At 64.2% G+C, this 13084-nt stretch carries 11 protein-coding genes; 8 read left to right on the top strand and 3 right to left on the bottom strand.

The window, feature by feature from the left end; all coding sequences use genetic code 11:
• Positions 1–119 precede the first annotated feature (119 nt).
• The 7 genes from F4U95_RS13285 to F4U95_RS13315 all read left to right on the top strand — a co-directional run bounded on the left by F4U95_RS13285 (position 120) and on the right by F4U95_RS13315 (position 7950).
• Positions 120–1772 (top strand): electron transfer flavoprotein-ubiquinone oxidoreductase, encoded by a 1653-nt coding sequence (locus F4U95_RS13285; RefSeq protein ID WP_150425993.1) that lies wholly within the window; start codon positions 120–122, stop codon positions 1770–1772.
• Positions 1773–1866: 94 nt separating this feature from the next.
• Entirely contained in the window at positions 1867–3414 is a 1548-nt protein-coding gene (locus F4U95_RS13290) for a tetratricopeptide repeat protein (RefSeq protein WP_161600391.1), read from the top strand.
• Entirely contained in the window at positions 3401–4294 is an 894-nt protein-coding gene (locus tag F4U95_RS13295) for a 4-(cytidine 5'-diphospho)-2-C-methyl-D-erythritol kinase (RefSeq protein ID WP_150425995.1), read from the top strand. The genes F4U95_RS13290 and F4U95_RS13295 overlap by 14 nt, the downstream gene beginning before the upstream one ends.
• Positions 4291–5007: an N-formylglutamate amidohydrolase gene (locus tag F4U95_RS13300; RefSeq protein WP_150425996.1), complete on the top strand. Its 717-nt coding sequence runs from the start codon at positions 4291–4293 to the stop codon at positions 5005–5007. Before F4U95_RS13295 ends, F4U95_RS13300 begins: the two co-directional genes overlap by 4 nt.
• A complete protein-coding gene (locus F4U95_RS13305) occupies positions 5004–5387 on the top strand; it encodes a hypothetical protein (protein WP_170267495.1) in 384 nt (127 codons plus the stop codon). Before F4U95_RS13300 ends, F4U95_RS13305 begins: the two co-directional genes overlap by 4 nt.
• A complete protein-coding gene (locus F4U95_RS13310) occupies positions 5384–6748 on the top strand; it encodes an NAD(P)H-hydrate dehydratase (RefSeq protein WP_246171591.1) in 1365 nt (454 codons plus the stop codon). The genes F4U95_RS13305 and F4U95_RS13310 overlap by 4 nt, the downstream gene beginning before the upstream one ends.
• The gene (locus F4U95_RS13315; RefSeq protein WP_150425998.1) at positions 6745–7950 is read left to right on the top strand and encodes a class I SAM-dependent RNA methyltransferase; all 1206 of its coding nucleotides are present in this window, start codon (positions 6745–6747) and stop codon (positions 7948–7950) included. The genes F4U95_RS13310 and F4U95_RS13315 overlap by 4 nt, the downstream gene beginning before the upstream one ends.
• A 72-nt stretch (positions 7951–8022) precedes the next feature.
• On the opposite strand, the gene F4U95_RS13320 is transcribed toward F4U95_RS13315, so the two are convergent.
• From F4U95_RS13320 to F4U95_RS13330, 3 genes are all read right to left on the bottom strand, one after another.
• Positions 8023–9222, bottom strand: coding sequence for a type III PLP-dependent enzyme (locus F4U95_RS13320; protein WP_120250075.1), 1200 nt, complete (start codon positions 9220–9222; stop codon positions 8023–8025).
• Between the two features lie 247 nt (positions 9223–9469).
• The gene (locus tag F4U95_RS13325) at positions 9470–10642 is read right to left on the bottom strand and encodes a carboxynorspermidine decarboxylase (RefSeq protein WP_150425999.1); all 1173 of its coding nucleotides are present in this window, start codon (positions 10640–10642) and stop codon (positions 9470–9472) included.
• A 133-nt stretch (positions 10643–10775) separates the two neighbouring features.
• The gene (locus F4U95_RS13330) at positions 10776–11981 is read right to left on the bottom strand and encodes a saccharopine dehydrogenase family protein (RefSeq protein ID WP_120250077.1); all 1206 of its coding nucleotides are present in this window, start codon (positions 11979–11981) and stop codon (positions 10776–10778) included.
• Positions 11982–12043: 62 nt separating this feature from the next.
• On the opposite strand from F4U95_RS13330, the gene F4U95_RS13335 reads away from it, so the two are divergent.
• Complete coding sequence (locus F4U95_RS13335; protein ID WP_150426000.1) at positions 12044–13054, top strand: hypothetical protein; 1011 nt, start codon at positions 12044–12046, stop codon at positions 13052–13054.
• Positions 13055–13084 lie beyond the last annotated feature (30 nt).

Here is a 13084-nt window from a genome sequence, read left to right on the forward strand (position 1 = left end):
GGGCCAGAGGTTGACGATCGGGTCAAGGTGCTTCATCGCCTTGGGTGGTAAACTGTTGGACTAATGCGGCGATCGGAAAAGACGGGGTGCAGCCCGCCGACGTCGACATGGAGGGATGAATGAGCGAACGGGAATCGATGCCCTATGACATCGTCATCGTCGGTGGAGGGCCGGCGGGACTGTCAGCGGCGATCAGGCTGAAGCAACTGGCGGAAAAGGCCGGCCAGGAACTGGCCGTGTGCGTGCTGGAAAAGGGGTCGGAAATCGGCGCCCATATCCTGTCCGGCGCAGTGATCGATCCCAGGGCGCTCGACGAATTGCTGCCGGAATGGCGGGAGCAAGGCTGTTCGCTAGCAGAAGTGCCTGTGACGGACAACCAGCATTGGTTCCTGACCAAGACCGGCAAGATCGCGATGCCGCACATCATGACGCCGGGCTGGATGCACAATAAGGGCACCTATACCGGATCGCTGGGCAACCTTTGCCGCTGGCTCGCGGAACAGGCCGAGGGGCTGGGCGTCGAAATCTTCCCCGGCTTCGCGGCGGCGGAAATCCTCTACAATGAGGATGGCAGCGTGAAGGGTGTGGCCACCGGCGACATGGGCATCGACCGGGAAGGCAACCACAAGGGCGATTATCAGCCCGGCCTGGAGCTGCATGCCAAATATACCTTCTTCGCCGAAGGCGCGCGCGGCCACCTTACCAAGATATTGAAGCGCCAGTTCGCGCTGGACGCGGACAGCGAGCCACAGGTCTATGGCCTGGGCATGAAGGAATTGTGGGATATCGATCCCGCGTTGCATCAGCCGGGACTGGTGATCCACTCGCAGGGCTGGCCGCTGACGGACGCCTATGGCGGCGGGTTCCTCTATCATCAGGCCAATGGGCAGGTGGCGTTGGGCTTCGTCGTGGGGCTGGGTTATCGCAACCCGCATCTCTATCCGTTCGAAGAGTTCCAGCGCTGGAAACAGCATCCGGAAATCCGCAAGTTTCTGGAGGGCGGGCGGCGCGTCTCCTATGGCGCACGAGCGATCAACGAAGGCGGGTGGCAGTCCATTCCCAAGCTTGTCTTCCCCGGCGGCGCGCTGATCGGGTGTTCGGCAGGCTTCGTCAACGTGCCGCGGATCAAGGGCACGCATACGGCGATGAAGTCGGGCATGCTGGCCGCCGAGGCGGCGTTCGAGGCGATCCAGAACGAGCGCGCTCGCGACGTGCTGGACGATTATGAACTGCGCCTGCGCTCCAGCTGGATCGCGACCGAATTGCAGCTGGTGAAGAATGCGGAGCCGCTGCTCAGCAAGTTCGGCGGCACGATCGGCACGGTGCTGGCGGGCATCGACATGTGGATGCGTACGCTCAAGATCGGCCTCCCCTTCACGATGAAGCACAAGCCGGACAATGAGAAGATCTGGCCCAAGGACTCCTGCGCGAAGATCGACTATCCCAAGCCCGATGGGGTGGTGAGTTTCGATCGTCTGTCGTCGGTATTCCTGTCGAACACCAATCATGAAGAAGACCAGCCGGTCCATTTGCAGCTGAAGGATCCCACGATCCCGATCAGCTACAATCTACCCCTTTATGACGAGCCGGCGCAACGCTACTGCCCCGCCGGCGTCTATGAAGTGGTCGGTCAGGAAGAGGGGCTTGCCCGTTTCCAGATCAACGCGCAGAATTGCGTCCATTGCAAGACGTGCGACATCAAGGATCCGACCCAGAATATCAATTGGGTCGTCCCGGAAGGTGGCGGAGGGCCGAACTATCCCAATATGTAAGCGCCTGATCCTTTTGTCCCTATTGGCGACCCCGGCCGTTGCCGGGGCGTCGGTCGAACCTGACGGGGCGCTCCATTCTTATGTGCGGGCGCGCATGGCGGACGGCGATGGCGCGCTGACGCTGGCGGTGGCCAGCTATCGCGAGGCGCTGAAGCAGGATCCGGCGCGGATCGAGATTGCGCGCCGGTCTTATGCCCAAGCGATGGAGAGCGGCGATCGGTTGCTGGCGCGGCAGTCGGCAGCGCTGCTGGATGCGGCGAGCGCTTTGCCGCGCGACGGCACACTGTTGCGGATCGGCGATGCGCTGACGGTCAAGGATTGGGCCGGCGCCCGGACGATGACCGACCGAATGGTGGAGGAAGGCAATTTCGCCTTTCTGGCGCCGATCATCCGCAGCTGGATTTCGCTGGGCGAAGGCCAATATGCGCCGCCGGTGATCGACGGCAAGGACCGGTTCGCAGCGCTGGGGCTGCGCTATGCCGACGAACATATCGCGTTTCAGGCGCTGGCTCGTCGCGATCTGGCGGTAGCGATGCCGGCGGCCCGCAAGGCGTTGGCGATACGCAGCGGCGATGGAGCCGCGTTGCGGTTGGCCCTGGCCGGGCAGTTGGCGACGCGCGGTGCCCGGACGGAGGCGCTGATGCTGCTGCCGGTTGGCGGCGCCAATTTCGCGCGGGCGCGCGCGGATATCGAAAAGGGTAAGTTGCCCAAGGCGTTGCGTAGCGCGGCGACGCCGGCGCAGGGTTTTGCCCGGCTGCTGTCGCGGCTGGCGGTCGATGTGTCGTCCGATGCGAGCGCATCGCCCCTTGGCCTGCGGCTGGCGCGGATCGCGACCTTTGCCGATCCCGATGGCGCCGACGTCCATTTGGTCGCCGCGCGGCTGTTGACCGCGCAGGATCATGCGGCGGGCGGCGCAGCCGAAGCGGGCAAGGTGCCGGCGAGCGACTGGTATGGCGCGTTGGCGCAGGCGGAGCTGATCGACGCGTTGGCGGCGGCCGGCGACATGGACGGCGCTTTGGCTCTGGCGCGGGCGCAGGCGGCGGAACCGGGCGCTGAGCCGGAGCGGCAGGTGCGGCTGGGCCGGTTGCTGTCTCAGAAGCAGGATTTCGATGGCGCGGCGGCGGCCTTCCATGCGGCGCAGGCCGGCTTCGCCCCGGACCAGATGCCCTGGACATTGCTGCTGTTCGAAGGCAGCGCGCTGGAACAGGGCAAGAGATGGGATGAGGCGCGCGCCGTGCTGGAGCGGGCGGCGGCGATGGCGCCGAACGAGCCGGTCATCCTCAACTACCTCGGCTACGCGCAGATCGAGCGTCGGCAGAATGTCGAGGCGGCGCTGGCATTGCTGAAGAAGGCGAGCGCGCTGAAGCCGCAGGATGCCTCCATCACCGATTCGCTGGGTTGGGCGCAGTTCGTGACCGGCAATGTGCGTGAAGCCGTGCCGGTGCTGGAGCGGGCGGCGGCGGCGGCTCCCACCGACAGCACGATCAACGAGCATCTGGGCGATGCGCTGTGGGTGGCGGGGCGTCGCTATGAAGCGCGCTATGCCTGGGCTGCCGCTTCGGTCTTTGCCGAGGGCGATGTCGCGGAGCGGCTGGCGGCGAAGCGCAAAGAGGGGATGAAGCCCGAATATGCCGCACCCTGATACGGCACTGGACGCGGATGCGTCCATCAAACCCGCTACCGAGATCGCTTATGCCAAGGTCAATGTCGCGCTGCATGTGCGGGCGCGGCGCGGCGATGGCTATCATGCACTGGAAAGCCTGTTCGTCTTTGCCGAGGATGGCGACGAACTGAGCGGGATCGCAACGGATGACGGGGCGATCGACCTGATGATCGACGGTCCGTTCGGCGGGGCGCTGGATGCGGGCGCGGACAATCTGGTGGTGCGAGCGGCGCGGGCGTTGCAGAGCTTTCTGGGCGAGCAGCGCGGGGCCGCGATCCGCTTGACGAAGAATTTGCCGGTGGCGTCCGGCATTGGCGGTGGATCGGCGGATGCTGCCGCGACGTTGCGGCTGTTGGTACGATTGTGGGATGTGCGGATCGATCCGGCGGAACTGGCCGGACTGGCGCTGGATCTGGGATCGGACGTGCCTGCCTGCGTCGCGAGCGTGACGCAGATGGTGAAAGGGCGCGGCGAGCAGCTGACGCGCCATGCGGTCGGGGGGCTGGAAGGGCTGCCGATGCTGTTGGTCAATCCGGATGTCGGGGTATCGACCGCGCAGGTCTTTGCCGGATGGGATCGGGTGGATCGCGGGACGCTGGACGCCGACAGTCTGGACGCCCTATGCGCGGATGGCCGCAACGATCTGGAAGCGCCTGCGCTGGCGGTGGCGCCAGTGATTGGCGATGTGCTGGCATTGCTGGCGGCGCAGGGGGATGTGCTGCTGGCGCGCATGTCTGGATCGGGCGCGACCTGCTTCGCATTGTTTCGCAGCGATGTGGCAATGGCGATGGCCGCGCGGGCAGTGGCAGACGCGCATGGAGATTGGTGGACGATGGAAACGCGGATCAAATGTGCATGACGCAAGCCTATGAGCAGATTGACGGCGGCGGGCTGGACCTGCTGATCGTCGCGGACCATGCGTCCGCCCATGTGCCGGCGAATATCGACTTGGGTATCAATCCCGCGTTGCTGCATGAGCATATCGCGGTCGATATCGGCGTGGCGGAGGTCAGCCGGTCGCTGGCCGAACAACTGGGTGCGACGGCGATATTGGGCGGCGTGTCGCGGCTGGTGATCGACCTCAATCGGGAAGAGGATGCGCCCGGTCTGTTGCCGGTGATGAGCGATGGCCATGCCATTCCGGGCAATCGCGACGCCGACCTGAACGACCGGATGATGCGGTTTCACCACCCCTATCATCATCGGGTGGCGCAGTTGCTGGATGCGATGACCTCTCCCTTCATCCTGTCGGTGCATAGTTTTACGCCCAAATTGGCGAGCGACCCTGATCAGCAGCGGCCATGGGATATCGGCGTGCTGTATAATCAGGATGATCGCGCGGCGCGGATCGCCATCCCATTGCTGGAAGCGGCGGGGCTGAAGGTCGGCGATCAGCTGCCCTATGCCGGGACATTGCTCAACGCGACGATGAACCGCCATGCGGAGGCCAATGGCATTCCCTATCTGGGGGTGGAGATGCGGCAGGATCTGGTCGGTGATGCAGAGGGTCAGGCGCGTTTTGCGGCGATATTGGGACCGGTGGCGCTGGCTTGCAGGAGGGCGTTGACATGAGGCGGATGGGTTGCGCGCTGGTGGTGCTGGCGACTTTGGCTGGCTGTGGCGAGCAGGCGCCGTCATCTTCGCCCAATCAAGCTGGCGTGGCGGCAGAGGCGGGGCCGGTCGATGATGGCAAGGCGGATTGCGCGCTGGGCGGATCGCAGGAATGGGCGCATGACTGTGTGGTCGAACGGGCTGGCAAGATGCTGACGCTGCGCCATCCCGACGGCGGTTTCCGGCGCTTTCATGTGCTGGACGACGGGCGCGGGCTGGAGGCGGCGGATGGCGCGGAGGCAGCGAAGCTGACGATATTGGACGACAAGCAGATCGAAATCGTGGCAGGGGGTGACCGCTATCGCCTGCCGGCACAGATCGGCGCGGCTGGCGGACAGTGAAGGGCGGGCCGATCCTGACGGCGGCGCAGATGCGCGCGGCGGAACAGGCGGCCTTCGATACTGGCGTCGATGACTATGGATTGATGGAGACGGCCGGCGCGGCGGCGGCAGAGATTATCTGGCGCGCGGGGCATAAGCGCGACGCACTGATATTGTGCGGGCCGGGCAATAATGGTGGCGACGGTTTTGTGATCGCGCGATTGTTGCGCGATCGGGGCGTGGCGGTGCGGATCGCGGCGTTGGGGGATAGCCGTACCGTTTCGAGCCAGCGCGCGCGGTCCGCGTGGGATGGGCCAGTCGAGGATGTCATGACCGCCGCGCCGGCGGGGCAGTTGGTCGATGCGCTGTTCGGCACCGGGCTGACGCGCGGACTGGATGAAGCGGTGGCGGCACGGCTGTGCCATCTGAGCGAAGCGGCGACGACCAGCCATGCGATCGACCTGCCGAGCGGGGTGGATAGCGATAGCGGCGCCTTGCTATCTGCCGTGCCGCATTTCGATGTCTGCATCGCCTTGGGCGCGTATAAGCCCGCCCATCTGTTGCAGCCGGCGGCGGCATATATGGGGCGACTGGCGCTGGCGGACATCGGGATCGCTATGCCGACCGAAGTGCATCATTTGGGCGCTCCTGCATTGTGCGCGCCGGGAGCGAATGCCCATAAATATACGCGCGGATTGGTGGCAGTGGTGGCCGGTGAGATGGTGGGCGCCACCTGCCTGTCGGCCGAAGCGGCCGCGCGATCGGGTGCAGGCTATGTACGATTGATCGCCGACGTGGCGGTTCCGGTACTGAGCCATGCGATCGTGCGGAGCGCCTCGCTGGATTTGGATCGCGCCAAGGCGGTGCTGGTTGGGCCTGGATTGGGGCGTGACGATGCAGCCTGGGACAGGCTGGTCGCTGTGGCCAAGGCAGGTGGGCCGTTCGTCGCCGATGCTGATGCCCTTCGGCTGTTTGCAGAAAAGGGTTTTGGTGATCTGACCCGACCGGCCATCATGACGCCGCACGAGGGCGAATTTAGCCGGCTTTTTGGCGATCTGCGGGGCAGCAAGATCGATCGGGCATTGGCGGCGGCGCGATCGTCCGGCTCGGTCGTGGTCTATAAGGGCGCGGACAGCGTGATCGCTGCGCCCGATGGCAGGGCGGCGGTGGCGAGCGGTGCTTCGCCCTGGCTTTCGACGGCGGGCACCGGTGATGTGCTGGCGGGACTGGCCGCCGGACGGCTGGCGGTGACCGGCGATCCGTTTCGTGCGGCGTGCGAGGCGGTATGGCTGCATGGCGATGCGGCGCGGCGGGCTGGGCCGGCTTTCGTCGCGGATGATTTGCTTGCCACGCTGCCAGCGGCTATCGCCGCGCGATTGTGATAGATTATGATCCAGATAGCATCATCCGCATCGCCGCGAAGGGCGACGGCATCACGGCCGACGGCCGCCATTTCCCGCTGACCGCGCCGGGCGACCGGATAGGACCGGACGGCAGCATCGTCTTCGGCGTACATCATGTCGAGCCGCCCTGTCGCCATTTCCCGGCCTGTGGTGGATGTCAGATCCAGCAGTTGGATGAGGAAAGCTACGCCGATTTCGTGACGGGGCGGGTCGTGGGGGCGCTGGCGGGGCAGGGTTTGACGCCGGGTATCGTGCTGCCGCCCCATATCTCGCCGCCCATGACGCGGCGGCGCGCGTCGTTGCGCGCGGCGCGGGCCGGCAATCGCGTCACCATCGGCTTTGCCGAGGAAGGCAGCCACAAGCTGATCGACCTGGATATGTGTTCGGTGTTGGACCCGGCGCTGTTTGCGCTGCTGGCGCCGCTGCGCGGGCTGCTGGGGACGATTCTGCCGGACAAGCGCGCGGCACATGTGCGCATGTCGATCACCGATCAGGGCGTCGACCTGCTGCTGGAGGGCGTGAAGGTGCAGGGGCTTAGCGCGGACGAAGGGCTGGGCGATTTTGCGCGGCGCCATGCGTTGGCGCGCCTGACCATCGACGAGGGGGACGGGCCGCAAACGCGCTGGGAGCCGGAGGCGGTGACAGTCAGTTTCGGTGGCGTCTCGGTCGGCTTTCCCCCCTTCTCCTTCCTGCAAGCCACGCCCGATGGCGAGGCGGCGCTGGTCGGCGCGGTGCGCGATGCACTGCCGGAAACGGGCGCGATCGCAGACCTGTTCGCCGGGCTTGGTACATTCGCACTGGCGCTGGGCGAGGGCCGCCCGGTTTATGCAGGGGAAGGCGCCCGCGATGCGATATTGGCGCTCAAGCAGGCCGGTGCGCGAGTGCAGCGGCGAATGGTGGCGGATCATCGCGACCTGTTCCGCCGGCCGCTAACGTCACAGGAATTGAACCGCTTTGCCGCCGTGATACTCGATCCGCCGCGTGCGGGTGCGAAGGAGCAGGTGCTGCAACTGGCGGCGTCCACCGTGCCGACGATCGCCTATGTGTCGTGCAATCCAGCAAGCTTCGCGCGCGATGCGGTGCATCTGACAACGGCGGGCTACCGATTGGAAAGCGTCAAGCCCGTGGGGCAATTCCGCTGGACCACTCATGTAGAATTGGTGGGTATCTTTCGCAAATAAGAAAAATCCCTCGCCGCTTGGGGGGAAGCGGCGAGGGATGGCTATCCTCTCCTGAAGAAAGCTGTCGCCAGCTTATCCCAGTTTGATGACGTTCGCGCGACGGCGGGCCGGCACGACTTCGGTGTAGAGGCTGGCCATCGGCTCATCCTCCACCTCGATCGTGGCTTCCGACGTGAAGCCGTTGAAACCGGTGCGCATCGCCGCGCCATAGGCGCCGAGCATGCCGATTTCGATATAGTCGCCGACCTTCACGTCCGACGGGAGCATGAAGGGACCGACCATATGGTCCATGTCGTCGCAGGTCGGGCCGTAGAAGGAGAAACCGGTCAGTTCCTCTTCGCTTTCGTCTTCGCGCAGCAGAGCCACAGGAAAACGCCAGCCGATATGCGCGGCGTCGAACAACGCGCCATAGGCGCCGTCGGTGATGTACAGTTCGCTGCCACGGCGGCGTTCGACGCGCACGATGATCGAGCTATATTCAGCCGAGAGCGCACGGCCGGGTTCGCACCACAGTTCCGACGAATAGCTGACCGGCAGGCTTTCGAAGCCACGGTGGATCGCTTCGAAATAATTTTCCAGCGCGACCGGCTCCATGCCCGGATAGATGGACGGGAAGCCGCCGCCGACATCGATGATATCGACCGTAACGGCTGCGTCCACGATCGCGGCGCGCACGCGCTCGATCGCATCGCTATAGGCCTGCGGGCTCATCGCCTGGCTGCCGACATGGAAGCAGATGCCGAGCGCATCGGCGGCCTGACGGGTAGCCATCAGCAATTCGCGGGTTTCGCCCAGTTCCGCGCCGAATTTGGACGCGAGGCTGAGTTCTGAATGTTCGGACGAAACGCGCAGACGAACGCACAATTCCAGATCGGTCGCATCGCCGGTGGCGCGCATGATCTTTTCCAACTCGTCGATCGTGTCGAGCGAGAAGGTGCGCACGCCATAGTCATGGTAGGCCTGTGCAATCGCTTCCTCGGCCTTGACCGGGTGCATGAAGCACAGCTTGACGCCTTCCTCACCAGCCAGCGTCTCGGCGACCAAGCGCACTTCGGCGATCGAGGCCACGTCGAAATGCGTGATGCCCGATGCGAACAGCGTGCGGATCAGATCGGGAGACGGGTTCGCCTTGACCGCATAGAGCGAGCGACCCGGAAACTTCTCCGTAAAGAAGCGGGCGGCCCGAGCGGCGGCTTCGGGGCGAATCAGCGTTACCGGTGCTGCCGGTTTGAGGGCGGTTGCTACCCCCAGCGCGCTAGGATGCTTGTGCAATTCAAGGGACCTCCAGTGTAGTTCAGGGCGAAAAGCTGCCTTGCGGTGGAAGTCCCATGGGGCAGCGGACGGTCCGTATATGCGGCAGTGCCCCCCCTGTAAAGCGCGCATCTCAAATTTGTTGCGCACCCTGCCATGAACCGTGCCGAAGCTTGGGCGAGATGTTGAAAAGAAAGGAAATTTCCGTCGGGCGAAAGATGCTTTCCGCCCGATTAACGCACGCCATCAGGCGTCCGACCGATCAAAATCAGGATAGCCGAGTCTTAAAATCGTCATATGAAAATGACCGGATTTCAGTGAGTTGATCGGATTCGGAATTCCAGCGCCAGATGGACGGTAAAGGCACGCCGTTGAAGGTGTTGGTCTTCACCATCGAATAATGGGCCTGATCGAGGAAGGCGATGCGGGCGCCCGGCTCCGCGCCTCCGGGGATGCGATAATCGCCGATGATATCGCCGGCGAGGCAGGATGGGCCACCGAGCCGGGTCACGGCGCCTTCCTCCGGCTCATGCAGCATGGCGGGGCGATAGGGGGCCTCGATCACGTCCGGCATGTGGCAGGTGGCGCTGATATCGGTGATGGCGACCGGCATGCCATTGTCGATCACGTCGAGAATTTCTCCGATCAATATGCCGGCGTCCAGCGCCATCGCCTCGCCTGGCTCGATATAGAGGGTGAGGCCGGTCTGGGCCTTGATCCGCTGGAGGAAGGCGACGAGGTCGTCGACCTGATAATCGGCGCGAGTGACATGGTGGCCGCCGCCGAAATTCAGCCATTTCAGGCCCCCGACATGGGGCATGACATAAGGTTCGATCGCCGCCCAGGTGCGTTCGAGCGGGCCGAGATCCTGTTCGCACAGATTGTGGACATGGAGGCCGTCCACGCCGACCAGATGCTCCGCGCGCAACTGGTCGATCGGGAAGCCGAGGCGGCTATGCGGTTGCGACGGGTCATATTTGGGCACTTCCCCCTCCGGATTGAGGGGGTTGAGGCGCAGGCCGATGTCGAAGACGCGACCGTCGGCGCGGGCGGCGTCGATCACGGGCTTGAGGCGCGCGATCTGGCCGGGGCTGTTGAAGATGACATGGTCGGAAATCTTGAGGATTTCGGCCAGGTCCGCAGGCTTGTAGGCGGCGCAATAGGTGGCGACTTCGCCCTTATATTCCTCGCGGCCGAGGCGCGCTTCATAGATGCCCGATGCGCAGACGCCGTCGAGATATTCGCCCAGCACCCCGCCGAGCGACCACATGGAAAAGGCTTTGAGCGCGCCCAGCACCTTGATGCCCGCACGGTCGCCTATGTCGCGCAGGACGGCAAGGTTGCGGCGCACCGCGGCCTCATCCACCACGAAGGCGGGGGATGGAACGCGGTACAGGTCGAAATGGGCAAAGGCGGCGGGATCGCCGGCGCGGGTTTCCATGGGTCGTTCCACTCCAGATGCTCCACCGTCGCCCCGGACTTGATCCGGGGTCCCGCTGCCTTAGCAACGGTGGAGAAGAAGCGGGACCCCGGCTCAAGGCCGGGGTGACGTTCGTTCGTGCGATAAAGCCGAATTAGAACGCCAGCGGCGCGTCCAGTTCCTTCACCTGCCAGGGCAGGCCATGCTTGTTCAGCATGTCCATGAAGGGATCGGGATCGAACTGTTCGATGTTGAACACGCCGTCACCCTTCCACGCGCCGGTCAACATCATTGCGGCACCGATCATCGCGGGGACGCCGGTGGTGTAGCTGACCGCCTGATTGCCGGTTTCGGCATAGGCGTCTTCATGGTCGCAGACCTGATAGATATAGACGGTCTTGTCCTGACCATCCTTCTGACCCGTGGCGATGTCACCGATGTTGGTCTTGCCCTTGGTGGTCGAACCCAGGCTCGACGGTTCGGGCAGCACGGCCTTCAGGAACTGAAGCGGGATGATTTCCTGCCCGTTGTAGATGACCGGGTCGATGCGGGTCATGCCGACATTCTGGAGGACTTCCAGATGCTTGAGGTAGGCGTCGCCGAAGGTCATCCAGAAGCGGATGCGCTGGATTTCGGGATAGTGGGTGGCGAGGCTTTCCAACTCCTCATGATACATGAGGTACATGTTCTTTTCGCCGACCTGATCGAAGTCGAACACCTGCTTGTGGCTGAGGGCCGGGCCTTCGACCCATGCGCCGTTCGCCCAGTGACGCGACGGGGCGGTCACTTCGCGGATGTTGATTTCCGGGTTGAAGTTGGTGGCGAAATGCTGGCCATGGTCGCCGCCGTTGCAATCGAGAATGTCGAGCGTGTCGATCCGGTCGAGCAGATGCTTCTTGATGTAGGAGGCGAAGACGCTGGTGACGCCGGGGTCGAAGCCCGAACCCAGCAGCGCCATGATGCCGGCTTCCTTGAAGCGATCCTGATAGGCCCACTGCCAGCTATATTCGAACTTGGCGGTGTCGCGCGGTTCGTAATTGGCGGTGTCGAGATAGTCGGTCTTGGTCGCGAGGCACGCGTCCATGATCGCCAGATCCTGATAGGGAAGCGCCAGGTTCACGACCAGCTTGGGCTGCACCTTTTCGATGAGCGCGATCGTCTCTTCGACATTATCGGCGTCGACCTGCGCCACGTCGATGGTCACGCCGGTGCGTGCCTTGACCGATTCGGCCACTTTTTCGCAGCTGATGAGGCGGCGGCTGGCGAGCGTAATATGGCTGAAAATATCAGCGTTCATGGCCATCTTGTGGACTGCGACGGAACCGACGCCGCCTGCGCCGATGACAAGAACCTTGCTCACTAATATTGCTCCATGGCTATGGTCGCGCCGGTCGCGCGAAAGCGCCCATATAGGAGGCTCGAATGACAGCGCAAAGTCAGAGTTGGTTTGGTTTCAAAAAGCCGCTGCTGGCGGGGCTGACCTTGGCGGCGATGCTGGGCGCCGGGCCGAGCGCTTTCGCCGCCGATGCGACGCCCAAGGCGCAGGCCACGAAGGGCGAGGTGAAGCTGACCTTCGCGCCGCCGCTGGACCAACCGATGCGCTACGAAGTATCGACGTTGCGCAGCCGGGGTGGGCAGGAACAGCAGGGGATCGTGGAACAGGTGATGCGTTTCCGCCGGGATGGCGAGGGCTATGTGCTGCGCATCGAACTGGTGAAGGGAACCCTGCCGGGGCTGACCGAGTTCAGCCTGTCGGTCGGCGATCCCAAGATGCCGCCATCGCTGCGTCCCTTCATGGAACCGATGGAATATGATGTCGGTGCCGATGGCGAAGTGCTGCGGATGCGGGACTGGGATGCGCTGAAGGGCAAGATCGGCGCGGGCATGAAGGATATGGTTGCGCTGATCGAACCGGACGAGGCGAAACGCGCGCCCGCCGCTGCAATGATCGAGAAGATGGCGGCGGGGTTCCAGCAGTTGACGCCCGAGCAGGCGGCGCAGCTGTTTCTGAAACCCTGGGCGACCTTTCTGGGGCTGGGGCGCAATCCGCGTGAACCGGGCGAATGGTATGAGGCGGACATCGAACTGGACACCGGCATCTTTCCGATGCCGCTGCCCGCGACCAGCCGCATGCGCCTGACGCGCCCGGCGGCGGTGTTCCATTGGGAACAGCATACCCAGATGGACCCGAAAGCCGCGAGCGAGGCGATCACATCCTATCTGGAGACGATGATCCGCGCGAGTGGCGACAAGGCGCCCGAGGGCAAGATCGCGGAAATGCGCAAGGCGCTGGGCGACATCAGGATCAACGATGTGCTGGAGGCGGATATCGATCCGGCGACCGGCATGGTGATCGAGGGGAGCTATATAAGGGCGATCGAGGCCGGCGGACAAAAGGGTGGCAATGGCGCGCGGGTGAAGCGGCTGGATTGAGGGAGGAAGGGGGGCGGGCCATGCCTTCTC

Origin of the sequence: Sphingobium limneticum (genome assembly GCF_008710165.1) — a bacterium.
GTDB lineage: Bacteria > Pseudomonadota > Alphaproteobacteria > Sphingomonadales > Sphingomonadaceae > Sphingobium > Sphingobium limneticum.

Bases quoted from the DNA above. Each gene is read 5' to 3' on its own strand.
- F4U95_RS13285 (WP_150425993.1), top strand. From the start codon at position 120: ATGAGCGAACGGGAATCGATGCCCTATGACATCGTCATCGTCGGTGGA.
- F4U95_RS13290 (WP_161600391.1), top strand. From the start codon at position 1,867: ATGGCGGACGGCGATGGCGCGCTGACGCTGGCGGTGGCCAGCTATCGC.
- F4U95_RS13295 (WP_150425995.1), top strand. From the start codon at position 3,401: ATGCCGCACCCTGATACGGCACTGGACGCGGATGCGTCCATCAAACCC.
- F4U95_RS13300 (WP_150425996.1), top strand. From the start codon at position 4,291: ATGACGCAAGCCTATGAGCAGATTGACGGCGGCGGGCTGGACCTGCTG.
- F4U95_RS13305 (WP_170267495.1), top strand. From the start codon at position 5,004: ATGAGGCGGATGGGTTGCGCGCTGGTGGTGCTGGCGACTTTGGCTGGC.
- F4U95_RS13325 (WP_150425999.1), bottom strand. From the start codon at position 10,642: ATGGAAACCCGCGCCGGCGATCCCGCCGCCTTTGCCCATTTCGACCTG.
- F4U95_RS13335 (WP_150426000.1), top strand. From the start codon at position 12,044: ATGACAGCGCAAAGTCAGAGTTGGTTTGGTTTCAAAAAGCCGCTGCTG.